The sequence below is a fragment of the Caballeronia udeis genome (assembly GCF_001544555.2).
GTDB classification, from domain to species: Bacteria; Pseudomonadota; Gammaproteobacteria; order Burkholderiales; family Burkholderiaceae; genus Caballeronia; species Caballeronia udeis.
On record NZ_FCOK02000026.1, the window covers coordinates 1 to 24727 of the forward strand.

Here is a 24727-nt window from a genome sequence, read left to right on the forward strand (position 1 = left end):
CCCAGTAGCTATCCTGCGCTCGCACGCATAACAGCGTGAAATCAATGGCTTATGTTTGTGATCGAGTCAAAGTTCGGCCTAAGCGCCCGGCGCACGCCGCGCACGCTCTGGATCAGCTCCACGATGTTCTCGGGCACCCACATATCGACGGTCGCGCCCATCTGTGCAAGCACCGGCACGTAACGCGCGAATTGCATCATGTCGCCGTGACCTTGTTCGCCGACAACCAGCAGCGTCTTGCCTTGCGATTCCCCGCGCCATTCCGGCAGACCGGGAATGTTCACCGGCGTGTATTTGCTCGAGCGCCAGCGCACTTCGTGAAGCGCCCAGCCTTCCTTGAAATTGCCGCGCCGTAACTGCAGCAACGCGAGATTGTGCTGCGCGTCGGCGTGGTCAGGGGCGAATGTCAGTGCGTGCCGGTAGTGCGGCTCCACCTCCTCGAAACGGCCGCCTTGCGAGCCGATAGCCGCGCCCACGCACACGTGAATCTGCGGATCGTCGCGCAGGGTCAGCGCCCGGCGATACTGCGCCTCCGCCTCCACGAACTTCCCGAAAAGACCCAGCGTGGTGCCGAGATTCACGTTCGCCTCGAAGTGATCGGGCTTCAGCGCCAGCGCCCGATGCAAGCTGGCGACCGCTTCGTCGAAACGCTTCAGTTCGCGCAGCGCGTTGCCTTCGCCGAAATGGGCTTCGAAGCTGCCGGGGTTGCGGAGAAGCGCGTCACGGTACGTGGCCAGCGCCTCGTCGTAACGCTTCGCGGAGGCGAACGTCGCGCCGAGGTTCAAACGGGCGTCCATGAAATCGGGATCTCGAGCGAGCAGGGTCTCGTGCTGTTGAATGGCTTCGTCGAAGCGGCCAAGCTTTTGCAGCGCTGTGCCAAGATTGTTGCGTGCATTGGCGAAAGCGGGATCGAGGGCGAGCGCCTGTTCGTAGCACTGCACGGAGTACCGAAGATCACCGAGCGCCGCTGCCACCAGTCCCCGGTTGCTCCAGCATGCTGTGTCGTCTGGTGCGAGGCTAAGCGCGCGGTCGAGCAATTGCGCGGCGCGCTCATTGTCACCACGCTGATGCAGCATCACACCGAGGTAATGCAATGCATCGACGTGATCGGGGTGTTCCGCGAGAATCGCCCGATAACCGCGTTCCGCGTCGGCCATATGGCCTGCCTGATGGAGATCTAAAGCGGCGGCGAGCGGTTCGGTCAGTGGATTCATGGCAGGCGTATTCAGCAAAGTGGATAACCTCTCGATGCTAAGCGCTGCCTTCCCCTCCAGCTATCGGACTCCTCCTATCCCTTGTTTCACCGGTTGAGGTTATGAATTTCGCTTAAATCCGCCGCACCTTCACCTTCTTGCCCTTCACCTTGCCCGCCGACAGCTTCTTCACTGCCTGATCGGCAATATCCCGTGCAACCGCCACGTACGTGACCATGTCCGTCACGTTGATCTTGCCGATCTGCGAGCCTTCGAAACCCGCGTCGCCGGTAAGCGCACCGAGGACATCGCCCGGGCGAATCTTTTCCTTGCGCCCGCCGAGGATTTGCAGCGTCGCCATGGGCGGCTGGAGATGACCCGGCTTCGCCGGCGTCAGCTCGCTCAGCTTGTGCCACTCCACTTCCTTCTTCTGCGCCTGTTCAATCGTGCCCACGCGCCCCATTTCGTCCATGCTCGCGAGGCTCAGCGCCCAGCCTTCCTGATCCGCGCGGCCCGTACGGCCGATGCGGTGCACGTGGATCTCGGGATCGGGCGTGACGTCGACGTTGATCACGGCTTCCAGTTGCGCGATATCGAGCCCGCGTGCTGCAACGTCGGTCGCGACCAGCACCGAGCAACTACGGTTGGCGAACTGCACGAGCACCTGATCGCGTTCGCGTTGTTCAAGTTCGCCATGCAGCGCTAGCGCGTTGAAACCCTGCGCGACCAATACATCGAGCAGATCGCGGCATTGCTGTTTCGTATTGCAAAAAGCGAGCGTGCTGACCGGCTGATAGTGGTCGAGCAACTGGCCTACCGCGTGCAGGCGCTCGTTGTCGTGGACTTCGTAGAAGCGCTGCTTGATCTTCGAATTCGTGTGCTGCTCGGTGAGCTTGACTTCCTGCGGCTTGCGCAGGAATTGCTGGCTCAACTTGACGATGCCTTCCGGATACGTCGCGGAAAACAGCAGCGTCTGGCGATCCTTCGGACATTGCTTGACGACGGCGACGATGTCGTCGAAGAAACCCATGTCGAGCATGCGGTCGGCTTCATCGAGGACCAGCGTCTTCAGCGCGGTCAACGGCAACGTACCGCGTTCGAGGTGATCCATGATCCGGCCCGGTGTTCCCACCGCAATGTGGCAGCCATGTTCAAGGCTCGCGATCTGCGGACGCATGGGCGAGCCGCCGCATAGCGTCAGGATCTTGATGTTGTCCTCCGCGCGCGCGATGCGGCGGATTTCCTGCGTGACCTGATCGGCGAGTTCGCGTGTCGGGCACAACACCAGCGCCTGAACGGAGAAAAGCCGCGGATCGATTTTCGCGAGCAGCGGCAACGCGAACGCGGCCGTCTTGCCGCTGCCCGTCTTCGCCTGCGCGATGAGATCGTGGCCCGCAAGCGCGATCGGCAGGCTGGCGGCCTGGATCGGGGTCATCGTCAGATAACCGAGTTGTTCCAGGTTCGCCAGCATGGCCGGCGAAAGCGGCAGGGCGCTGAAAGAGGTAGGCGTGGTCATTGGATTACTTCACAGCAGGTTTCGGCGGGACCGAATTGTCCTGCTCGTAGGTGATGGTGCCGTCGGGCGCGTCGTGGCGCAGCACCTTGTTGCGCGCGCCGCACATGGGGCAGCGGAACATCAGGCCCTGGCCTTCGTTCTTGATAAGCACGTCGGCGAGTTGCCATTCGGCGCCGCACGGCTGGTTTCGGCAGATAAACATGATTGATTTGAGGGTAATTGATGGGGTTGCGGCGTGAAAAGGGCACCGGCGAGGCCGACGCACGCTGTTTCCGCGCAATTAGAAGCCGAAGTGTACGCGTACACGGCGCAATTGCCTCGTTTTGCGGCATTTTCCGGGGCCTTGCCCGCCCGGGCCACCGCCTGGGGCGGGTCGATCGGCTAAACTGGCAGCCACTAAAACGATGCGCGGCAACGCCTTCAACCCTACTCTCCGATGCGAATCCTGCACACCTCGGACTGGCACCTCGGCCAGTACTTTCTTGGGCATTCACGCCAGGCCGAACATCAAAAGCTGATTGCGTGGCTGGTCGAGCAGACCCGGCTGCACGCGGTGGATTCGGTGCTGATAGCCGGCGATATCTTCGACACCGGCGCACCGCCCAGCTACGCCCGCGAACTGTATTACACCCTGATCCTTGCGCTACGCGACGCAGGCGTCGGCTTGACGCTGCTGGCGGGAAACCACGATTCCGTTGCCGTGCTGGAGGAGTCGCGCAACCTGCTGACGGCGTTGAATACCGTCGTCATTCCCTCCGTGCAGGACGATCCGAACGAGCAGGTTCGTGTGCTCACCACGCGTGACGGAAAACCCGGCGCGATCGTCTGCGCCATCCCGTTTATCCGTCCGCGCGATGTGTTGCAGAGCATTGCGGGACAGAGCGCGCGTGACAAACAGGAGTCGCTGCAGGATGCGATTCACGCGCATTATCAGGCGCTGTTCTCGCTGGCCGAGCAAAAGCGCGTTGAGCTTGGCGCGCATTTGCCGATTATCGCGACCGGGCATTTGACGACGGTGGGCGCGAGCGCGAGTGAATCGGTACGGGAGATTTATGTGGGCGCGCTGGAAGCCTTTCCGACGAGCGCGTTTCCGGCAGCCGATTACATCGCACTTGGGCACATTCATCGGCCGCAGAAAGTAGGCGGGTTCGAGCACATTCGCTACAGCGGATCGCCGATTCCACTGAGCTTCGATGAAGCGCGGCAACAGAAAGAGATGCTGCTTGTAGATGTTTCGACGAACGGCCTTGAGTGCGTGACCGTGCTCGACGTGCCGTGCTTTCAGCCGTTGTTATCGGTGAAAGGATCGTTGAAAGAGCTCGAGTCCGCGGTCTCGGCGGCTGCGTCCCAAGCCGTTGAGGGCGAGAAAGTGTGGCTCGAAATCGTGGTCTCCGTCGATGACTACCTCAGCGATCTCCAGGCACGTATCCAGAAGATCACCGAAGACCTGCCGGTGGAAGTACTGCGCATTCGCCGCGAGCGTTCTTCTGCTTCGAACACGCTGCAATCCCAAGCGAAGGAAACCTTGAACGAACTCACGCCCGATGACGTATTCGCGCGCCGCCTGCAAACGGAAATCATCGACGAGGAAACGCGGTTGCAGCTTTTATCGATGTATCGCGAGGTGGTAGCGGAGATTGGCGAGGCGGATGCAGCATGAAGATCCTGTCATTGCGTTTGAGGAATCTGAATTCGCTGAAGGGCGAGTGGAAGATCGACTTCAGCCAGCCGCCGTTTCGCGATAACGGCTTGTTCGCGATCACCGGCCCGACCGGGGCGGGCAAAACCACGTTGCTCGATGCGATCTGCCTCGCGCTCTATCACCGCACTCCGAGGATGGACACCGTCTCGCAGGGGACCAACGAGCTGATGACGCGGCACACGTTCGAATGTCTCGCGGAAGTGGAGTTCGAGGTGAAGGGCGAGGGATATCGGGCGTTCTGGAGCCAGCGTCGCGCACGCGATAAAGCCGATGGGAATCTGCAAGCGCCCAAGGTGGAACTCGCGCGTCTCGATGGCTCGATCGTGACCGAGCGGATCGCGGACAAGCTTCGGCTTGTAGAAAGCATCACCGGGCTGGATTTCGGCCGCTTCACGAAGTCGATGATGCTCGCGCAAGGTGGCTTCGCCGCGTTCCTTGAAGCGAAGGCGAACGAACGCGCCGAATTGCTGGAAGAGCTCACCGGCACCGATATCTACGGCACGATTTCGCAGAACGTGTTCGAGCGGACGCGCAATGAAAAGCTTGCGCTGGATACGCTTCTCGTGCGCGCCGATGGCGTCCAGTTGCTGACTGAAGAGCAACGTACTGAGTTGCAGCAGCGATGCATCGGCCTTGCCGCGCAGGAAACCGCGCTCGGCAAACAGATCGAGGCAACACGCGCAATGCGGGCTTGGCGCGTTGCGTTATCGGAAGCGGAAACGCAGCTTGAACAGGCGCTGGCTAACCAGCGGCAGGCGGACGTGAAGATCGCCGAAGCCAAGGCTTCGCTCGATCGTCTCGCCGCAAGTGAGCCTGCCGAAAAGCTGCGCGCCGATCATACGGCGATGCTTTCTGCGCGTGACAGACTTGCGGAAACGTCGCGTCAACTGGCGATGTCGAAAGACGAAAAGCGCGCCGCTTCGCTCGATGCAGCGCGTGGTCTGCGTTCCGCATCATCGACCAGCCGACGAATCGTCGAAATCCGGGAAGACTCGCTGAATGGCGTGTTACTGGAAACCAAAACGGTTCAATCCACACTCGATGAACATCCGCATCGAAGCAAGCTCGGCGAGCAGATCGTGCTGTGGCAACAGCAATTTGCCGCGCGCCGGCAGATGCTAGGTGACATTGAGGTGAATGCTGCCAAGCAGAAACAATTGAGCGGCGAGATCGACAAGCAGACACGCGAGATCACTGCCAAACAGATTGCGGTACGTGACGCTGCGGCAGCAGCGGAACTCGCACGCAAGACGGAAAGCGAACAGCGTGAAAAGCTTTCGAGCACGCTGGGCAGCGAGGATGAGGCTGCGCTGAAGACGCGCTGCCAGCGTCTTGGCGAGCAGCATCATTTATTCGGCAAGTTGCTTGATATTCGCGACGCGGTCGCGCGCGGAACACCGCAAGCCGCTATGGACCGTGATGGGTTGGCTCAGAAAAACGCGTCGCTCGCGTCGCTGAACGAGCAACGCGATCGTCTTGCGAAAGACGTGGCGACGCTTACCGAGCAAGTGGAAGACAAGCGCAAATTGCTGCATCAGGAGCAGCGCATTCTCGATCTTGCCGGGCATCGCGCTGCGTTGCAGCCCGGCGAAGCGTGCCCGCTGTGTGGATCGACGGAGCATCCGTCCATCACCGCGTATGCCGCGCTCGATGTTTCGTCGACCGAGCAGGCGTTGAAGGACAAACAGCTTTCATTGCAGAGTGCGAACAAGGAAGCTTTGGCGACCGATGTCGCTGTCGCGGCGTTGACTGCGGAGATCAAGGCGCTTGGGACGCGTATCAGCACATGGCTTGAAGACGAAGCGCGCCACGCGGAGAGCTGGCGAAAGCTGTGCGTCGAGCTTGCACTCGGAACTGTTGACCGTGACGGACTCGATGCGCTCGTGCAAGCGCACGCCGCAACGTTGAAGCTGGCACAGGAAACTCTTGCAGCGGTCGATCAACAGATTGCGGTGATCAAGCAGCACGAAACTGCCAGGCATGCCGCGGAGCGGACGGCGCTTGAATGCCAACACGCGCTGAAGCTGTTAGAAGAGAGACAAAGCGCGGCGGAAAAATCCCTAAAAGAAGCCACCGATCAATCCGGCGCCTTGCAATCCGCGTTGCTCAAGCGAGAGCAAACGCTTGATGAATCAGTGACGTCTGTTGGCTACGCGCGGCCTGATACCTGGATACGTTGGCAGCAATGGCTCATCGAACGCGAAGCAGAATGGAGGGCATGGCAGAAGGCATCGGAGCAAATTCGCGCGTTGACGCAGCAAGCCGATCGCGTACGGCACTCGCGCGATGCCGCATTAGCTGAAACCGCAAAATGGTCCACACGATGGGTCGATTGCGAGAAGGATTATGCGGAGTTGGAAGCCGAAGCTGTTGCCACGACCGCCGATTCGGATGCTGCGTTTTTATCGGCAATACAGCGCTACGAAACCGCACGCGATAAAGCCAGCCTGCTCGAAGGCACCGAGCGAACGTTGACTACGCGCTTGAACGAAGAGAAGGACCGCGCAGAGAAAACATCGGCGACGTGGACCGAAGCGTTAGCCAAGAGTGGCTTCGCGAACGAGCCGGCGTTTAAAGAAGCGCTTCTCTCCTACGAAGAACGGGACCGCTTGCAAACGGTAAAACGCGAACTCGATGAACTGCGCACAACGGTTCATACGCTGCGCACGACCGCGGAAAACCGTCGCGCGGAATTGCTGAAAGAGCCGAAGACCGAGCTGGACGCTAACGCCCTGCAACATACGCTCGACGACATGCTGACAACATCGAAGACCCTCAGCGAGACCCAAGGCGAGCTTCGAGCGACACTCAAGAACGACGATCGCTTGCGCGTGGAAAAGCAGGCGCTGTATCAACAGATTGATGCTCAACGCGCGCGCTACGACTTGTGGCAACGCTTGAACAGTCTGATCGGTTCCGCCGATGGCGCTAAGTATCGAAAGTTTGCCCAGGGCCTGACGCTCGATCACCTGATCTATCTCGCGAACCGGCAACTCACGCAGTTGCATGGGCGCTATCAATTGAATCGCAAGCTCGCGGGCGATCTCGAGATGGAAGTGCTCGATATGTGGCAAGGCGATGTCGCGCGCGATACACGCACGTTGTCGGGCGGCGAAAGCTTCCTGGTCAGTCTTGCGTTGGCGCTGGCTTTGTCGGATCTGGTGAGTTTCAAGACTTCGATCGACTCCCTGTTCCTCGATGAAGGGTTCGGCACGCTGGACGGTGAAACGTTGGAGATTGCGCTCAACGCGCTTGATTCGTTGAACGCGAGCGGCAAGATGATTGGCGTGATCAGCCACGTGGAGGCGCTCAAGGAGCGCATTCCATTGCAGATCAGAGTAGCGAAAAGCGTGGGGATCGGCTTTTCGACGGTGGAAGTGGTGGGCGCGTGACGGACGGTTATTCGTCCCGACGCACCACGATTTTCTGTAGCGCAATCTTCTCGACCACAAAGAACGGCATGTCCAGGCGCCATTCGCCTTTCTGCACGGTGGCCCGGTAATCGAATAACGGGTTGCCGTCTGGCGCGCTGAAAATCAACCGTTGCGCAGTACCTTCCGGCAGCGCACTTTGGCCGCCTATCGCTTGATAGCTTGTATTGCTGCCGACATGGAAGTTATCCGTATTCCATCGGTTCGGCGCATGCGGCGGGAACGGTTTGGCATCGTGGAAACCGAACAGATCGTCGTGAGACAGGACGCTGTTACGCAACGTTGGCCACACATTTTCACGCAGATAGTGCTGGTCGATAAAGCGGCCGCTATCCGCATTCTTCGCAGCGAATTGCTGCATCGATTCAATCGCGTTATGCAAGACACCTGCGCACCCGCCCCATAAGCCGGCGAGAATCAATTCGGTGTGCGTGAAGTAATCGCGGATGATGTGAAAGTAGTACGGGCTTTCGACCCACTCCTGTACTGCCGCGTATTCGCGCTCGGAAAGGAGCGCGTCGGCATCGCGGAGAAGGAAGCGCTTGACGCTGGAATCGTCGACAACCAGGAAACGCCACATCAGCGGATGAACGCCCGAATCGCTGTCCATGAAGACGACTTCGGCGCCGGCTTCCTTGAGCCTTCGCTGAACGTGATCCGGGACGGTAGCGTCCAGATATACACGGCATGTCCAACCCTTGAAAACATCACGCGTCATTTCAGCGTTCATGACGGCGGGCTCGCAGTAGCGCGGATTCGATCCGAACAGCGAATAAGCAATCACGTTCTCAGCAGGGTTTGCCGGGTTGAATGCGGGCGGCGCGTGATCGGGAATCGGGACGCTCGGGTTGGCGCCGTATTTGGCATCGGAGGCGCGTAATGAACGCAGTCCGTATTCGCGCATTTCTTCGGTCTTGCCCAGCCAGCCGCAGACTTCCACCAAACCGTCGAGCCACGTCACCGACGCCAGCTTGCGCTTGCTCGCCGGCGCGTTGTGGATGCCCATGTAGACCTTGTACGCCTGGTCGTAGGCTTTGTTACGCATGAGGCACAACGCGTAGTCCGACAAGATCACCATGTTGTCCGGTGTGATTCGAAGCGCTTCTTCAGCAAATTTCGCACCGCTTTGATAATCCCCGGCCGCGTACGCCGCCTGAAACTGTTTCGCGATTCCCGCGAACCGCGCTTGGACGGCTGCGGGGGCTGGCGCATGCCGCCGGATTGTTTCGCTTGTTGAAAATTGGGTCGAGCCATGGCGTTTTATCGGTTATTTAGCGAACGGGCATTGTTCGTACGCGCGCTTGTGCCACAGCGCCGAACCGCTCCGAGGTAACCGTGGACTTTAAACGGCGCGGTGCCCATTGCCGACGCTGGAGATCGTTTTTCACAATTTTGCGGGGTGAAAACGAAGGGAGCGGGCAATCACGCGGACTCGCAAATGACTTGGCTTCGGTTGATCCACAAGAAGCCGATGGGTACTGCAACAGCGGACCCGCAAGTTTCGGCTCGCCGTAAGAAAATCTGAGGAGAAAGGCCGAATCGTAAGAAAATGTGCGCGCGGATAAGAAAATCTGCCGCGCCACTGGGTTTTATGATCTTTGATTCATTCGCGTAAGAAAAAATGGCATAAAAAGCCAAATCGTAAGAAAATCTGTAGTTGGATAAGAAAATCTGCACGCACTCCTGCGTTTTGCAAATTTTTTGTGGAGCCGGGATGACGGCTGTTGGCTATCAATACTTACACCACAAGCTGAACGCGGGCGCACAAGCACCGCGACGGCCCGCGCTTGTGAAGCCCGTTACCCGTTTGACAGAGATCAACGGATGCCTGGCGGTGCCGCAGCATATTGCGCCGCGCGACGACGCCTACCTTGAGCATGTCCTGTTCGCGCTGAAACACGAAGGCACCAACCTTGGCATTCTCGCGCAAGCATTGCCGGCAATCAGCGGCGACATTCTGATCGCGGCACTAAAGCGGGCACCAAACGGTATTTTCATCCGAAAAGCGTGCTTTCTCTGGGAATCGTTCACCGGCGACCAGCTACCCGACGCTCCCGCGGTTGGCGGCGCAGCGGTCGGACTCTTCGACCCGAAGCGTTACATAACCGGCCCCTCGGTCCGCAATGCGCGTTGGCGCGTCGATTTCAACGGCCTCGGATCTTTGCGCTATTGCGCAACGGTCGAGAGAACACCAGCGGTCGTCAGCCTGCTCGATTCCGACATTCTGGGCCGCGCCCAGGAATTCATGGCGTCACTGCCGGCTGAGATGATGGATCGGGCGATCAACTGGGCCTATCTTCACGAAACGCAGGATTCGTTCGCCATTGAGAAAGAGTCCCCCACCGAAGACAAGGCACGCCGCTTCGTGGCACTTTTGCGGCAGGCACATGAGGGTCATCCGTTGAACGAGGACTATCTGGTCGAGTTGCAGAACATCTGCGTTACCAATCCGCTCGACCAGGCCGCGGGATACCGGAGCCAGCAAAATCATCTGCAAAACGGCCTTCGAGGTGCGGCAGGGGTGACGTATGTCCCCCCTCCTCCCGACATGCTGCCTGAGTTGATGGACGCATGGCTGGCGTTTGCGAACGCCGCCCCGACCCAGATTGACCCAATCGTTGCGGCAAGCATTTCTTCGTTTGGCTTCGTGTTTCTTCACCCTTTCATGGATGGCAACGGCAGGCTTTCACGCTTTCTCATCCATCAGGCGCTGTGTTCTTCCGGGAAGCTTCAACACGGACTGTTGCTCCCCGTGTCAATCGCGATGAAGCGCCATGAACTGCAGTACCTGGAAGCACTCCAGGATTTTTCGAAGCCGCTGCGCGAGCATTGGCGGGTCCTCTGGATCGACGACGCAAACTTTGAGTTCGAGTTTCTTGGCAGTCCGTCGATGTACAGGTACTGGGACGCCACGCCAGCGGTTGAATTCGTCCTGCGAATGGCGGACGAGGCCCTTGAAGTCGAATTGCGGCGCGAGACGCAGTTTCTTCGCCATTACGACACGGTGCTTCGCGCCGTGAATGAACGCTTCGACGTGCGCGGCAGTACGCTCTCGACGCTTGTGATGATGTGTCTGGATAACGGCGGTGTAGTCTCGAAAAACCGCCGCAAACAATTCGCCGGGATGGTGCCTGAGGCTGTGTTCGAGGCGATCGAGAGGGCAACGAAAGCGGTGCTTGATGCCGAGTCCGAAGACACCCGGGGATTAGGAACTCCTCCTCTTGAATCATTGTGAAAGCGCCTCGTCCTCACCTGGAGGGCTTCGGTCTGGATCGTACCCATGCCATCACCCAAAAACAAAAAGCCAGTCGCATTCAAAGATGTGACTGGCTTTTTCCAAGCAAGCTGTTGATCGTGCTGCCGACTATCTCAAGATAGTCACAATCTCAAACGTCAATATTCCCCGCTATCAACGCGTTCGATTCAATAAACGCGCGTCGCGGTTCAACGTCATCGCCCATCAGCGTAGTAAAGATTCCATCGGCCGCAATCGCGTCTTCGATCTGAACCCGCAACAACCGGCGCACGGTCGGGTCCATCGTCGTTTCCCACAACTGCGAAGGATTCATCTCGCCCAAACCCTTGTACCGCTGCTTGCTCACGTTACGCTCCGCGTCCGCGATCAACCACTTCATCGCGCTCTTGAAGTCGGTCACCGCCATAGACCGCTCGCCGCGCTTGATCAACGCGCCCGGCCCGATCAAACCCTTGAACGTATTCGCGGTCGTCTGCAATTGCTTGTAGTCCGCGGTCAACTGGAAGTCTTCATCGATAACCGAAACCTTCACGTTGCCGTGATGCCGGCGATTGATATGCAACGACCGGATCTCGCGCACCGGGTCATAAGCCGGCTCGACGGTCACCTCCGGCTTCAAAGGATCGGCACGCAAAGCCGCCTGCAAAGCCGCTGCCGAAGCTGCCGCCGCTTCCTCCGTCGACAAGTCCAGCACAATGCCGTCCATCACCGCTTCCAGCGCGGTCACGTCGTAAAACCGGCTGACGCGATCCACCACCGCCTGCGCAAGTAGATATGCACGGGCAAGCTCGCCAAGCGCGTCGCCGCTGATCGGTGTAGCGCCTTCAGCCGGCGTCAGCTCCGAACCCTGCAATGCCAGCTTCAACATATGCTGGTTCAGCTCGTACTGGTCCTTCAGATACCGCTCGTCCTTACCCACCTTGATCTTGAAAAGCGGCGGTTGCGCGATATAGATAAACCCGCGCTCCACAATCTCCGGCATCTGCCGATAAAAGAACGTCAACAGCAGCGTACGGATGTGCGCACCGTCCACGTCCGCGTCGGTCATGATGATGATGCGGTGATAACGCAGCTTCTCGAGGTTGTAATCGTCCTTGCCGAGCCCGGTCCCGAGCGCCGTGACCAGCGTCACGATCTGCTCCGACGAAATCAGCTTGTCGAAGCGCGCACGCTCCACGTTCAGCACCTTGCCGCGCAGCGGCAGGATGGCCTGGAACTTCCGGTCACGCCCTTGCTTCGCCGATCCGCCTGCCGAGTCACCCTCGACAATATAGATCTCCGACTTCGCCGGATCCTTCTCCTGGCAATCGGCCAGCTTGCCCGGCAAACCAACGCCGTCGAGCACGCCTTTACGGCGCGTCATTTCACGCGCCTTTCGTGCGGCGTCGCGGGCCCGCGCTGCATCAATAATCTTGTTCGTGATGATCTTCGCGTCGTTCGGCGTTTCCTGCAGGAACTCCTCCAGCGCCTTCGCGACCACTTCTTCCACCGGCGCGCGCACTTCCGACGACACCAGCTTGTCCTTCGTCTGCGAGCTGAATTTCGGCTCCGGCACCTTCACGGACAGCACGCACGACAACCCCTCGCGCATGTCGTCGCCGCTCGTCTCGATCTTCGCTTTCTTCGCAATCTCGTGATCGGTGATGTACTTGTTCAGCACCCGCGTCATGGCCGCGCGCAGGCCGGTCAAGTGCGTGCCGCCGTCGCGCTGCGGGATGTTGTTCGTGAAGCACAGCACGCTTTCGTTGTAGCTGTCGTTCCACTGCATGGCCACTTCGACCGTGACATTGTCCTTCTCGCCAATCGCATGAAACACGGTCGGATGCAGGACCTGCTTGGTCTTGTTGATGTAATCGACAAAACCCTTCACGCCGCCGATAAACGCGAAATCGTCTTCCTTGCCGGTGCGCTGGTCCGTCAGCCGAATCCGCACGCCGTTATTCAGGAACGACAATTCGCGCATGCGCTTGGCGAGGATGTCGTAGTGGAATTCGACGTTGCCGAAAATAGTGATGTCCGGCATGAAATGCACTTCGGTGCCGCGATTTTCCGTGTCGCCCACAATGGGCATGGGCGAGTACGTAATGCCGTTTTCGGTGACGAGTTCGCGGTTCTGCACCACACCCTGGCGAAACTCCATGAAGTGCTTCTTGCCGTCGCGGCGCACCGTGAGGCGCAGCCATTCGGACAGGCCGTTCACGCAAGACACGCCCACGCCGTGCAGGCCGCCCGACACCTTGTAGCTGTTCTGGTCGAACTTGCCGCCCGCGTGGAGTTCGGTCATCACGATCTCGGCGGCGCTGCGCTTCGGATCGTGCTTGTCGTCAAGCTTCAGGCCCGTCGGGACGCCGCGGCCGTTGTCGGTCACGGAGATGGAGTTGTCGGCGTGAATGGTGACGTGGATGTCGTTGCAATGGCCGGCGAGCGCTTCGTCGATCGAGTTGTCCAGCACTTCGAAAACGAGGTGGTGCAGACCCGTGCCATCCGACGTATCGCCGATATACATACCCGGCCTCTTGCGGACCGCCTCCAGACCTTCGAGGATCTGGATGGAGGATGCGCCATAAGCGTTGTCGGGTTGCGAAATTGGGTTTTCAGTCATGGGTTTTTTTCCGGTTCTGCGTCACTACTGGGTCGCTACTGGGTCACTACGGGGTTGCTGCGCGGGACTTTTCGAAACACCTTAAAAATGCCAAAGGGGCAATGCGCCCCTTGGAATGTTTTTAGTTTTGGCCGCGTCAGATGCGCATTGGCATCACCACATATTTGAATTCGTCGTTCTCGGGAATCGTGATCAAGGCGCTTGAGCTAGCGTCGCCGAGGCTCACTTGCAGCATGTCGATCTTCAGGTTCGCGAGCACGTCGAGCAGATACGTGACGTTGAAACCAATGTCCACGCTGTCGCCCTGATAGGCGATTTCCAGTTCTTCCTGTGCTTCTTCCTGGTCGGCGTTGGTCGACATGATCTTCAACTGGCCCGGCTCGATCAGGCAACGCACGCCCTTGAACTTGTCCGACGTCAGGATGGCGGCACGCTGCAGCGAACGCTGCAATTCTTCGCGGCCGATCAGGAACGTGTTCTTGTGCGACTTCGGAATCACGCGCTGGAAGTCGGGGAACTTGCCTTCCACCAGCTTCGAGACGAGTTCGACCTGACCGAACGTGAACTTGACCTGGCTCGCCGCAATGTCGATCACCAGCGAGTCGTCAATATCTTCAAGCAAGCGCTGCAATTCAAGGATGGTCTTGCGCGGGATGATCACTTCCTGGCGCGCGAACGATCCCTCGATTTTCATCGACGAGAACGCGAGCCGGTGGCCGTCCGTTGCGACTGCCATCAACTGGTCGCCGTCGACAACCAGCAGCATGCCGTTCAGGTAGTAGCGGATGTCCTGCTGCGCCATCGCGAAGTGGACCATGCCGAGCAATTGCCGGAAGGTCTTTTGCGGAACCGAGAGGCTCGCGCCGAACTCTGTAGCCTGGTTGACGGTCGGGAACTCATCGGCAGCAAGCGTCTGGAGCGCGAAGCGGCTTTTGCCGGAGCGCACGGTCAGCTTCTTGTCGGTGAGATCGAGCGACACTTCACCCGGCGGCATGGCGCGCAGGATGTCGAGCAGCTTGCGCGCGGCGACGGTGGTGGCGACCTGATCGCTGCCGGTGCCGAAGTCGGCACGCGTGGTGATCTGAAGTTCGAGATCGGTCGAGAGGAACGACACGTCGGCGCCAGTCTTGGTGATCAGCAAATTGGCGAGAATCGGCAAAGTATGACGGCGTTCGACGATTCCGCTCACGGTTTGCAGCGGCCTTAGGAGATTATCTCGTTCGGTCTTGACCAGTTGCATAGAGTTCCTTCGTTGATGTGACGGCCGTCCGCCGCGTTTGCCACCGCTTCTGCCACCGCTTTTTGAGAAGCGTTTGCCACCGCATTGATGACCTTCGGACGGTCTCGTGTCACGCGCTCGCGGCGACAAGCCGATCGCACGTGCCAGGCTTACGCCAAAACGCCGCCCAAGGCCGCTGGACGGTCAAACCCGTATTGTGCCTCAAAACCTGACCGCCCCCTGAAAATGGGGGCAATTTCGTCAATAAACAGGCCCGCTTTTCGGCGCTTTTTGTGGCGCTTTTCAGCGCAAGCAACAAATGGCCGCGCGCACGTTCATCGCCTGCCGCTTGAAGCGTTTTCGCCGCTCGCACGACGACACTTTGACCTGGCGCTGTTTTTTGCATCAATCACTGCCGGCGGCGAGGTTTTGCGGCCGTTTTTCCACACTTTCAGCGTCTTCGCACGACACGGAATTCGCGCCGCGCCGGCTGGCAAAACGCTCAGCCTTTCAGCGTTTGCTCGAGCACGTGCAGTTCGTGATTCAACTGGGCGTCCGTGCCCCGCTCCGCCGAGATTTTCCGCACAGCGTGCAGCACCGTGGTGTGGTCACGCCCGCCAAACAGTTCGCCGATCTCCGGCAGACTCTTCTGCGTGAGCTCTTTCGCGAGGTACATGGCGATCTGACGCGGCCGCGCGATGTTCGCCGGCCGCTTCTTGGAATACATGTCCGCGACCTTGATGTTGTAGAAGTCCGCCGCAGTCTTCTGGATGTTTTCCACCGATATCTGCCGGTTCTGCACCGTCAGCAGGTCCTTCAGCGCTTCCTTGGTCAACTCGATCGAAATCTCGCGCCCATGGAACCGGGAGAAAGCCAGGATCTTGCGCAGCGCGCCTTCCAGTTCACGCACGTTCGAGCGCAAATGCTTGGCGACAAAAAATGCCACATCCTCCGACAAACTCACGCCTTCCGACTGCGCCTTGCGCATCAGGATCGCCACGCGCATTTCAAGCTCGGGCGGCTCGATCGCGACCGTCAGGCCGGAGTCGAAGCGCGAAATCAGCCGGTCGTCAATACCCGAAATCTCCTTCGGATACGTATCGCTCGTGATGATCACCTGCGCCTTGTTCGCCACCAGCGCCTCGAACGCGTAGAAAAACTCTTCCTGCGTCCGCGATTTACCCGAGAAGAACTGGATATCGTCGATCAGCAGCAGGTCGAGCGAATGGTAATAACGCTTGAAGTCGTCGAAAGCCTTGCGCTGGTAGGCCTTCACCACGTCCGACACGTATTGCTCCGCATGGATGTAGCGAATGCGGGCGCCAGCCTTGTCCTGCAGCAACTGATTACCGATTGCGTGAATCAGGTGGGTCTTGCCCAGGCCCACGCCGCCGTACAGGAACAGCGGGTTGTACGAGATGCCGGGGTTATCGGCGACCTGGATCGCGGCTGCGCGGGCGAGCTGATTCGCCTTGCCGGTCACGAAGTTGTCGAAAGTGAGAACGGGGTTGAGCTTCGAACGCTCGTAGGCGGAATCGCTCTCCCCGTTCGACGACGCCGTACCGCCCGGCCGCCAGGTCCGGCGCGCGACGGCGGCTTCGTTGGCGTCGAGGCTCGGCAGGTCGAGATCGCCGTTATCGGCCTGGTCGTTATGTTGCAGGGATTGCGCGTGCTGCGCGGCTTCCGCCGCGAGCGCATTGATATGGGCGCTCGCGTTCGCGTGGCCCCCATTGTTTCTTTCAGCAGGTTCGGCCGCCGCGCGCTGCATGGACGGGGAAACGGGTGCGGCGGCAGGCGCGGATGCAGCGGACGATGCAGGCGCGCCGCCCATCGCCTTGCGGGCCGTGGCTTTGGGGTCCAGAACAAACTGGATATCGACGGGCGCGTGCCAGAAATCCCGGGCCAGATCGGCGATACGGCCGGAAAACTGGCTTTTCACCCAGTCGAGCTTGAACCGGTTGGGCGCGGCGATGCGCAGCGTGCTCGCATCGGCATCGAAGTCGACCAGGGCCAGCGGTTTGATCCATGTGACGTACTGCTGCGGCGTAAGTTCGCGCTCCAGCAATGCGGAACAGTGTTGCCAAAAATCGTTCATCGAATGCAGTCGTTAGGGTTTACCGCGAGTCCTGCCGCCGCCCTCGCCGCCACGCGGCGACAAGGCCCGGTGCGCGCGGGCAAGCGTGCCCCGAAGCCTTGCTCACCCTGCTTTTGCGGGTGATGCAGCGGACCGGGACAACGTGCGGTTACGTCGGATTGAGCGGAGATTCTAACGCCAAATGCAACCTCGGCGCGAGTTATCCACAGGGACGGACCACGACGCGTATCAAATCGCCGGGCCTGTGGACTTCTTCGAAAACCGCTCGCCATGCCTCGTAACCTATTGACGGTCAATAGGAAAACGGTTTAAATAGCGGGTTCCGCAAAACCCGAATTCCTGTACCACCGGCCGGTGTGTCGCCTTTTTGCGTCGCTTACGTCTGGCCGGCGGTCCGTTTTTACCCAAGTGAGACCAACATGAAACGCACTTACCAACCTTCCGTTACCCGCCGCAAGCGTACTCACGGCTTTCGCGTCCGTATGAAGACGGCCGGTGGCCGCAAGGTGATCAACGCACGTCGCGCCAAGGGCCGCAAGCGCCTGGCTGTTTAAGGTCGCTTTTGACGGCGCGCCCCGGCACTCGCCCAGACGCGTGCGACGGCCAGGTGTGCAGCACGACAAGCTCCGGACAGGAAACCAGTCAGTTGCGAGCGAGTGCCGCGTTCCCCAAGGCCGCAAGGCTGCTGAAAACGGATGAATACTCATCCGTTTTTCGTTTGCGCCCCTGGCGCCGGTCGCCGCACTTTGTTCTGTACGGCAAGCCGACAGGCAACGAGGCGCGGCTGGGCTTGGTTATCGGCAAGAAGTTTGCGCCGCGCGCGGTGACACGCAACCTGATCAAGCGCTTGGCACGCGAGGCATTCCGGCTTCGGCGTGCGGAGCTTGGCGGCTGGGACATCCTGCTGCGGCTGCATGCGAAAATAGACCGCAAGGCCATGCCGAGCGCGAAATCGCCGCCGCTGCGTACGTTGTTTCGCGAAGAGATCGACGGCCTGCTTGACCGTGCAGTGCGCGAAGCCGCGCGGCGCTTGGGCGAGCAGGGTTCATCGACTGTCGTCAACGACCCACCCGCGCCTGCGGGCTCATGAGCCGCTTCAGGCGCACACCGGCTTGGTCCGGCGTCGACCCGAGCGCGAATTCTATGCAGACGGCACGAATTGCAGAAACGGCGTTGATCGCCTTATTACGCTTCTACAAGGTTGCGGTGAGCCCCATGCTCGGCAACCGGTGCCGCTTTTACCCATCGTGTTCTGACTACGCGCGCGAAGCAATCCAGTATCATGGCGCCGCGCGTGGCTCATTCCTCGCAGCAAAACGTCTGTGCCGCTGCCATCCGTTTTCGGCTGGCGGCATCGATCTGGTCCCCGTGCCTCCGTCCGCCGCCGGCTGCGTTCAGCAGGATGGCGCGCCAGCGGCCGACCCAGTCGACGACTCTGCCCCGAGCTCATCGAATTCGCCAGATCCATCTCCGGATCCGGCAAATTCAGTGAGTTCAAACCCCCACGGCGCCAATAACGCGCTTTTCGATCGACACTGAGACAACGCATGGATATCAAACGTACCGTCCTATGGGTCATCTTTTTCATGTCGGCTGTCATGCTGTTCGACAACTGGCAACGTGACCATGGGCGCCCGTCGATGTTCTTCCCGAGCGCCGTCCCGACCAAGACGGTCGGCAGCGCTGCACCGGGAACCACGACGCCGGGCACGCAAGCCTCCGATTTGCCGGCCACGCCAGGCGTACCCGGCGCTCCGGTCGCGCCTGGTTCGAACGCACCCGCGTCGAGCGCCGCAGACCAGCTCGTGAATTTCTCCACGGACGTCTACTCCGGCCAGATCGATACTCGCGGCGGCACGCTGTCGAAGCTGTCGCTCGTGAAGGAAGGTGACGGCAAGCAGCCGGATCTGTACATCACCCTCTTCGACCACACCGCGACGCACACGTATCTCGCGCGCACGGGCCTGCTCGGCGGTGATTTCCCGAACCACAACGACGTCTTCACGCTCGTCCCGGGCAGCCAGACCACGATGGGTGACGGCAAGACGTTGTCGATCTCGTTCGAGTCGCCGGTGAAGGGTGGCGTGAAGGTCATCAAGACCTACTCGTTCACGCGCGGCAGCTATGTGATCGGTGTGGACACGAAGGTGCAGAACGTCGGCACTGCCCCGGTTACGCCGCGCCTGTACATGGAACTGGTGCGCGACGACTCGCCGGTGGAAACGCCGCGCTTCTCGCATACGTTCATCGGGCCGGCTGTCTATACCGAGCAGCATCATTTCCAGAAGATGACGTTCAGCGATATCGCCAAGGGCAAGGAAGATTTCGCGACTTCTGCGGATAACGGCTGGATTGCGATGGTGCAGCATTACTTTGCGTCGGCGTGGATTCCGCAGCAGGGCGTGAAGCGCGATATCTACGTGCAGAAGATCGATCCCACGCTGTATCGCGTAGGCGTGCAGCAGCCGTTGCAGACCATCGCACCGGGGCAGACCGTAGACGTCCAGGCACGGCTTTTTGCCGGTCCGGAAGAAGAGCGGATGCTGGAAGGCGTCGCGCCAGGCCTCGAGCTCGTGAAGGACTACGGCATGGTGACGATTATCGCCAAGCCGCTGTTCTGGCTGCTCGAGAAGATCCATAGCTATGTGGGCAACTGGGGCTGGTCGATCATCCTGCTCACGCTGTTGATCAAGGCCGTGTTCTTCCCGTTGTCGGCGGCAAGCTATAAGTCGATGGCGCGCATGAAGGCCATTACGCCGCGCATGACGCAACTGCGTGAACGGTATAAGGGCGATCCGCAGAAGATGAATTCGGAGCTGATGGCGCTCTATAAAACCGAGAAGGTGAATCCGTTCGGCGGCTGTCTGCCGGTCGTCGTCCAGATTCCGGTGTTTATCTCGCTGTATTGGGTGTTGCTGTCGTCGGTGGAAATGCGCGGTGCGCCGTGGGTCTTGTGGATTCACGATTTGTCGCAGGCCGATCCGTTCTACATCCTGCCGGTGCTGATGGCCGTGTCCATGTTCCTGCAAACGCGGTTGAATCCCACGCCGCCGGACCCGGTTCAGGCGAAGATGATGATGTTCATGCCGCTGGCGTTCTCGGTCATGTTCTTCTTCTTCCCGTCGGGACTGGTGCTGTATTACGTCGTGAACAACGTGCTTTCCATCGCGCAGCAGTATTACATCACGCGCATGATGGGGCAGAAGAAGGTCGCCAAGGCTTAAGCCTTTGATCTTCGGTTGGATTGAAAACGCCCGGCTTGCCGGGCGTTTTTGTTTCTGCTTCCGCGAATCTCGTTTGTATAAGCGTCTTAGCGCTTCCCACCCGTCCCATAAAATTGGTCGATGAGTTCTTCAAGCAAATACCGGTGATGCGACGAAAGCGCCTCGATCTTCGAAGCCAGTTCGAGCGTCTCTTCGGAAGCCGGATACTTCTCGTCGTGCGTGATCGGCTTCGGTACGTTTTGCGGATTCCCGCTTGGCGGTGGTCCGTAATGAAGCCAGTGCTGTTCGACCTTGAACCACTCGGCGAGCGTCGCCAGTTTGTCGGCAGTGGGAATTGAACGCGCGGTCAGCCACTTATGCGTGGTTTGCGGCGAAACGGGTTCGCCGTGATAACGCAAATTGAAATGCAAAGCGAGATCGGTTGCGCCACGCATTTTCTCGGGCGCGCGTGTCATCGAAAATTTGAGCCGATCCGAAAAATCGGTTTTCTCTTTGGGTGTTGGCATGGTCGCGATTGTGCGAGGCAAACGCTATGGCGGAGTCAACCGCTCGCGTTAGATATGGCGCACCTTCCCCATTTTTAGCGCGTTCAGGAAAAATAACTCGAGAATGCCGCGATGACTGATTGATCCGGGTGACCCAATAGCGAGAACATTTGCACCCAATGAAACGATGCGCACCGACATCCATTCCGATGCTTCATCATATCCCACATAAGATAAATTAAGAATTCTCCTAGCAATTCGTGCGGCGCAGCGAAACGAAAGCGCCGCGCTACAATGCCGCCACTCGTTCACCCGCATTTCGCTGGAAAAAACCATGTCCAATAACGACACCGATCCGATTGTCGCGATCGCCACCGCGCCGGGGCGTGGGGGTATCGGCGTGATCCGGCTGTCGTTCGGGCGGGCGGGCGAAGCGGCGGCGAAGCACGCAATGCTTGCGCTGTGCGGCCAGTTGCTCGACGCGCGACACGCGAGCTATGTGCCGTTTATTGATGCACGCGGTGAGGCGATCGATCGCGGCATTGCGCTGTATTTCCCCGCCCCCCATTCCTACACTGGCGAACACGTGCTCGAGTTGCAGGGACACGGTGGGCCGATCGTGCTGCAACTGCTGTTACAGCGTGCTGTGGATACCGGTCGTGAATTCGGCGTGCGCCTGGCCGAACCCGGTGAGTTCACACGCCGCGCCTTCCTTAACGACAAGCTCGATCTGGCCCAAGCCGAGGCTGTCGCCGATTTGATCGAGGCGAGCACGGAAGCCGCCGCGCGCTCGGCGGGCCGCTCGCTCGACGGCGCTTTCTCGCGCGAAATCCATGCGCTTGTGGAAGACGTGATCACGTTGCGCATGCTGGTCGAAGCGACACTCGATTTCCCCGAGGAAGAGATCGATTTCCTGGAAGCCGCCGATGCCCGTGGCAAGCTCGCGCGCATCCGTGCCTTGCTCGACAAAGTGCTCGCCGACGCTCGTCAGGGGGCGCTGCTGCGCGAGGGGCTGTCGGTCGTGCTCGCGGGGCAGCCGAACGTGGGCAAATCGTCGTTGCTGAACGCATTGGCGGGCGCGGAACTCGCCATCGTGACGCCGATTGCGGGCACGACGCGCGACAAGGTCACGCAGACTATTCAGATTGAAGGCATCCCCCTGCATGTCGTCGATACCGCCGGTCTGCGCGAAACGCAGGATGAGGTGGAGCGGATTGGCATTGAGCGGACTTGGGGGGAAATCGGCCGCGCGGATGTCGTGCTGCATCTGCTGGACGCACGCGAGGCGTTGAGCGCCGACGATGCAGCAATTTCGGCGCGTTTTCCCGTGGGCGTGCCGGTCGTGCGTGTGCTGAACAAGGTGGATCTGGCAGGTGTTGGGGCATCGGCGAGCATGGCCGGTGATGGCGTGCGCGAAGTACGTTTGTCTGCGAAAACCGGCGATGGTATTGCGTTATTGCGTAGCGAATTGCTCAAGATTGCCGGCTGGCAGGCGGGCGCGGAAAGTATCTATCTGGCGCGCGAGCGGCATTTGATTGCGCTGCGCGCGGCGCGGGAACATCTGGCAATTGCGGCGGATCACGCGGACCAGAATTCACAAGCGCTCGATTTGTTCGCAGAAGAGTTGCGGCTTGCGCAGGATCAACTCAATTCGATCACCGGGGAGTTTAGTTCCGATGACCTGCTAGGCGTGATTTTCAGCCGGTTTTGTATTGGGAAGTAGTGCGTTGCCCAAGGACGTCTCGCGATGTCTGACGAATAACGGAATTCCCTGTGACACGAGGAAGAGGGCGCCTGACAGTTATCCAATCGCGTCTATTGGCATCCAGCAAATGAAGGTGCACACCAGCCGCTGTGTCCCCATTCATGTGTACCGAAGATGCCAAGAACCGCCGCACCGCTGAATGACACCCGCATCAAGGCCCTGAAACCAAAGGCGGCGCGTTATCGTGTTTCCGATGGCAGCTTGGTGTTGGAGATCATGGCATCGGGACCGAAAGTGTGACGGTACCGGTATCGCTGCACGGCGAGCGTCAGCCGATGGAGACTATCCGGCAATAGGATTGCAGGATGCTCGCGAGGAAGTCAGCGAGTATGCCAAAATCGTTGCAAAGGGCGTGTTGTGTATTGCGCACGCCAGGAAAGCCCGCGGCGTCCCGACAATGGCGCTGTAGACGCGAACCGTTATCAAGCGGCTATTCGAATACGCGGTGGCGCGCCAGCGTCCACTGACAACCCAGCTCACGCCGTGGTTGTTCGCGTGGTTGCAACTCAAGACCGCTGCACTCGCGTATTTACGCCGGACGAGATCGGCATGGTGCTTCACGCGGTCTATGAATCGGACATCCGGCGGCCAATGAAGCTCGCTCTTCATCTGCTTGTGCTCTCACCGTGGTGCACAAGGCCGAGCTGATGGGAGCGATGCAGTCCGAATTCGATCTTGACGCTGGCGTGTGGAAGATCCCCGGCGACCAATCGTACTCCCGGGTTCCCGTCGCGTAGTGCCGATTGAAGTGGAATCACGGGAAATAGCGGGCTCAGACCGAGTAAGGATTGGTAAGGTAGAATTCCGTCCAAACTACCGGGCTGGAACATGCGAACCTTGGGATCTGCTTTTCTAGCATCGCCGCATGATAGCGATAACAATTTCCTCATCCTGCGCCTTCTTGCTGCATCGCTCGTGGTCTATGGTCACACCCTTGGCATGGGTGCACCGTGCCCGGAGTGCTTCGATTTTGTTTCGAGATGGTTGAATTATCGGTATTCCGGTGACCTTGGCGTCCAGATGTTTTTTGTGCTCAGTGGGTTTCTCGTTTTCGCCAGCTATGATCGCAGCTGCAATCTCGTCACGTTTGCGAAGGCGCGCGCTCTGAGAATTTTCCCGGGCCTCGTCGTATGTGTGCTGCTGATGGTCTTTGTCGTCGGCCCGTCAATGACGACAATATCGATGCATGACTATTTTTCGTCCGACCGAACTCGCGAATATTTCTTCAGCAACGCTAGCCTCTACAGAGCAATCGCCGATCTTCCCGGCGTGTTCCTGAGCAATGCAGTCCCGAACATTGTCAACGGTCCGCTCTGGACACTTCCAATTGAGTCGCGGTTTTACCTGTTTGTCGCCCTTATCGGTTCTATCGGGCTGAGCGCAACCCGGTGGAGTGCAAACGCGACCGTCTCGGCAATGTGCCTGATGGCACTTTTTTTGCCTGATTTCCTACCCATGGTAGGCACCGATCCGTCCTACCACCGGCTCGGAGCATTTTTCGCTGCTGGCGTTTTGCTATACGTCAATCGAAACTCGGTGCCTCTGAACGCGGGCATTGCGGTCATGCTGGTCCTCTGCGCGGTGTTCTCATTCGGATCATCGACATTCGACTTTGCCGCTGGCTTAGTGATCGTCTACGGTGTGTTCTGGCTGGGTTTCACCAAGAAATTGCGGCTGCCGAGATTCATCCAGGACTATTCATACGGCATCTATCTATATGGATGGCCGGTCGCGCAGACGATTACGCACCTCAGGCCGCAGATGGGCGGCTATTGGCTGGTCGCCGCCACGCTCGCGGCCTCTTGGGTCGTAGGGGCAACCTCATGGTTTTTTGTCGAAAAACCATGCTTGGCGTTGAAAAAAAAGGCTGGCCATCAAAGGTTGTCTACGAGCGATGTGGCCGGGGCGATGTGAACCCTCTCTCAGGAAGCGCCTGTTAGGCGCCAATACCATTCAGCAAGTACGCTGTGCCATCGGCCGCCTCTTGGCGGCTTTTGTGCATCTGGTACCTGCAATTTGGCATCAGCATGTGTGCCCCGTTCCAGATAGCCGGGACGTTGGTGTCGGTCACCTTATGCAGCCCGACGCAGTCCGGCAGCATCGGGCGCGACTACACGCCGTCTCCCGGTGCCCCAGAGAAAATTATTGCGGAAGCTGAAACGGCTTGTAAGTTCCGGTATTCTTTTGTCGACCCACAATCAAAAGGGACGAGAGATGCCTGACAGATTCGCCGCAACGC

Annotated in this window: 18 protein-coding genes; 9 read left to right on the forward strand and 9 right to left on the reverse strand. The window is 59.3% G+C overall.

Going from position 1 to position 24727, the window contains the following annotated elements:
* Positions 1–41: 41 nt before the first annotated feature.
* The 3 genes from AWB69_RS19345 to AWB69_RS19355 all read right to left on the reverse strand — a co-directional run bounded on the left by AWB69_RS19345 (position 42) and on the right by AWB69_RS19355 (position 2911).
* Positions 42–1214 carry a tetratricopeptide repeat protein gene (locus AWB69_RS19345; RefSeq protein ID WP_062087609.1) on the reverse strand — a complete coding sequence of 391 codons (1173 nt, stop codon included), beginning with the start codon at positions 1212–1214 and terminating at the stop codon, positions 42–44.
* A 112-nt stretch (positions 1215–1326) separates the two neighbouring features.
* The gene (gene dbpA / locus AWB69_RS19350) at positions 1327–2709 is read right to left on the reverse strand and encodes an ATP-dependent RNA helicase DbpA (protein WP_062087610.1); all 1383 of its coding nucleotides are present in this window, start codon (positions 2707–2709) and stop codon (positions 1327–1329) included.
* 4 nt (positions 2710–2713) lie between these two features.
* Positions 2714–2911 (reverse strand): hypothetical protein, encoded by a 198-nt coding sequence (locus tag AWB69_RS19355; protein ID WP_062087611.1) that lies wholly within the window; start codon positions 2909–2911, stop codon positions 2714–2716.
* A gap of 234 nt (positions 2912–3145) precedes the next feature.
* Here AWB69_RS19355 and sbcD point away from each other — a divergent pair, with 234 nt between their 5' ends.
* On the forward strand, positions 3146–4369 hold the full coding sequence (sbcD, locus tag AWB69_RS19360; protein WP_062087612.1) for an exonuclease subunit SbcD: 1224 nt from the start codon (positions 3146–3148) through the stop codon (positions 4367–4369).
* A complete protein-coding gene (locus AWB69_RS19365) occupies positions 4366–7803 on the forward strand; it encodes an AAA family ATPase (RefSeq protein WP_062087619.1) in 3438 nt (1145 codons plus the stop codon). Before sbcD ends, AWB69_RS19365 begins: the two co-directional genes overlap by 4 nt.
* Before the next feature lie 7 nt (positions 7804–7810).
* Here AWB69_RS19365 and AWB69_RS19370 read toward each other — a convergent pair whose 3' ends face one another.
* Complete coding sequence (locus AWB69_RS19370; protein ID WP_331712681.1) at positions 7811–9106, reverse strand: tetratricopeptide repeat protein; 1296 nt, start codon at positions 9104–9106, stop codon at positions 7811–7813.
* Between the two features lie 450 nt (positions 9107–9556).
* Here AWB69_RS19370 and AWB69_RS19375 point away from each other — a divergent pair, with 450 nt between their 5' ends.
* The gene (locus AWB69_RS19375; protein ID WP_062087621.1) at positions 9557–11077 is read left to right on the forward strand and encodes a Fic family protein; all 1521 of its coding nucleotides are present in this window, start codon (positions 9557–9559) and stop codon (positions 11075–11077) included.
* A 151-nt stretch (positions 11078–11228) separates the two neighbouring features.
* On the opposite strand, the gene gyrB is transcribed toward AWB69_RS19375, so the two are convergent.
* The 3 genes from gyrB to dnaA all read right to left on the reverse strand — a co-directional run bounded on the left by gyrB (position 11229) and on the right by dnaA (position 17014).
* A complete protein-coding gene (gyrB, locus tag AWB69_RS19380) occupies positions 11229–13700 on the reverse strand; it encodes a DNA topoisomerase (ATP-hydrolyzing) subunit B (protein WP_062087622.1) in 2472 nt (823 codons plus the stop codon).
* Positions 13701–13836: 136 nt separating this feature from the next.
* Positions 13837–14940 (reverse strand): DNA polymerase III subunit beta, encoded by a 1104-nt coding sequence (dnaN, locus tag AWB69_RS19385; RefSeq protein WP_062087623.1) that lies wholly within the window; start codon positions 14938–14940, stop codon positions 13837–13839.
* A gap of 481 nt (positions 14941–15421) precedes the next feature.
* The gene (gene dnaA / locus AWB69_RS19395) at positions 15422–17014 is read right to left on the reverse strand and encodes a chromosomal replication initiator protein DnaA (RefSeq protein WP_062087625.1); all 1593 of its coding nucleotides are present in this window, start codon (positions 17012–17014) and stop codon (positions 15422–15424) included.
* Positions 17015–17433: 419 nt separating this feature from the next.
* On the opposite strand from dnaA, the gene rpmH reads away from it, so the two are divergent.
* The 4 genes from rpmH to yidC are packed head-to-tail and all read left to right on the forward strand — an operon-like array spanning position 17434 to position 20238.
* The gene (rpmH, locus tag AWB69_RS19400) at positions 17434–17568 is read left to right on the forward strand and encodes a 50S ribosomal protein L34 (RefSeq protein ID WP_006998755.1); all 135 of its coding nucleotides are present in this window, start codon (positions 17434–17436) and stop codon (positions 17566–17568) included.
* A gap of 53 nt (positions 17569–17621) precedes the next feature.
* Positions 17622–18104, forward strand: coding sequence for a ribonuclease P protein component (gene rnpA / locus AWB69_RS19405; RefSeq protein ID WP_062087626.1), 483 nt, complete (start codon positions 17622–17624; stop codon positions 18102–18104).
* 53 nt (positions 18105–18157) lie between these two features.
* The gene (gene yidD / locus AWB69_RS45900) at positions 18158–18553 is read left to right on the forward strand and encodes a membrane protein insertion efficiency factor YidD (RefSeq protein ID WP_075643950.1); all 396 of its coding nucleotides are present in this window, start codon (positions 18158–18160) and stop codon (positions 18551–18553) included.
* 8 nt (positions 18554–18561) lie between these two features.
* Positions 18562–20238 (forward strand): membrane protein insertase YidC, encoded by a 1677-nt coding sequence (gene yidC / locus AWB69_RS19415; protein ID WP_062087628.1) that lies wholly within the window; start codon positions 18562–18564, stop codon positions 20236–20238.
* Positions 20239–20324: 86 nt separating this feature from the next.
* On the opposite strand, the gene AWB69_RS19420 is transcribed toward yidC, so the two are convergent.
* Together AWB69_RS19420 and AWB69_RS47830 are read right to left on the reverse strand one after the other, a co-directional pair.
* The gene (locus tag AWB69_RS19420) at positions 20325–20744 is read right to left on the reverse strand and encodes a hypothetical protein (protein ID WP_062087630.1); all 420 of its coding nucleotides are present in this window, start codon (positions 20742–20744) and stop codon (positions 20325–20327) included.
* A gap of 48 nt (positions 20745–20792) precedes the next feature.
* Positions 20793–21059 carry a hypothetical protein gene (locus tag AWB69_RS47830; RefSeq protein WP_156528903.1) on the reverse strand — a complete coding sequence of 89 codons (267 nt, stop codon included), beginning with the start codon at positions 21057–21059 and terminating at the stop codon, positions 20793–20795.
* On the opposite strand from AWB69_RS47830, the gene mnmE reads away from it, so the two are divergent.
* Positions 21058–22446 carry a tRNA uridine-5-carboxymethylaminomethyl(34) synthesis GTPase MnmE gene (gene mnmE, locus AWB69_RS19425; RefSeq protein WP_062087632.1) on the forward strand — a complete coding sequence of 463 codons (1389 nt, stop codon included), beginning with the start codon at positions 21058–21060 and terminating at the stop codon, positions 22444–22446. The genes AWB69_RS47830 and mnmE overlap by 2 nt on opposite strands.
* 870 nt (positions 22447–23316) lie before the next feature.
* Positions 23317–24402 (forward strand): acyltransferase family protein, encoded by a 1086-nt coding sequence (locus AWB69_RS19430; protein ID WP_062087637.1) that lies wholly within the window; start codon positions 23317–23319, stop codon positions 24400–24402.
* Positions 24403–24727: the final 325 nt, after the last annotated feature.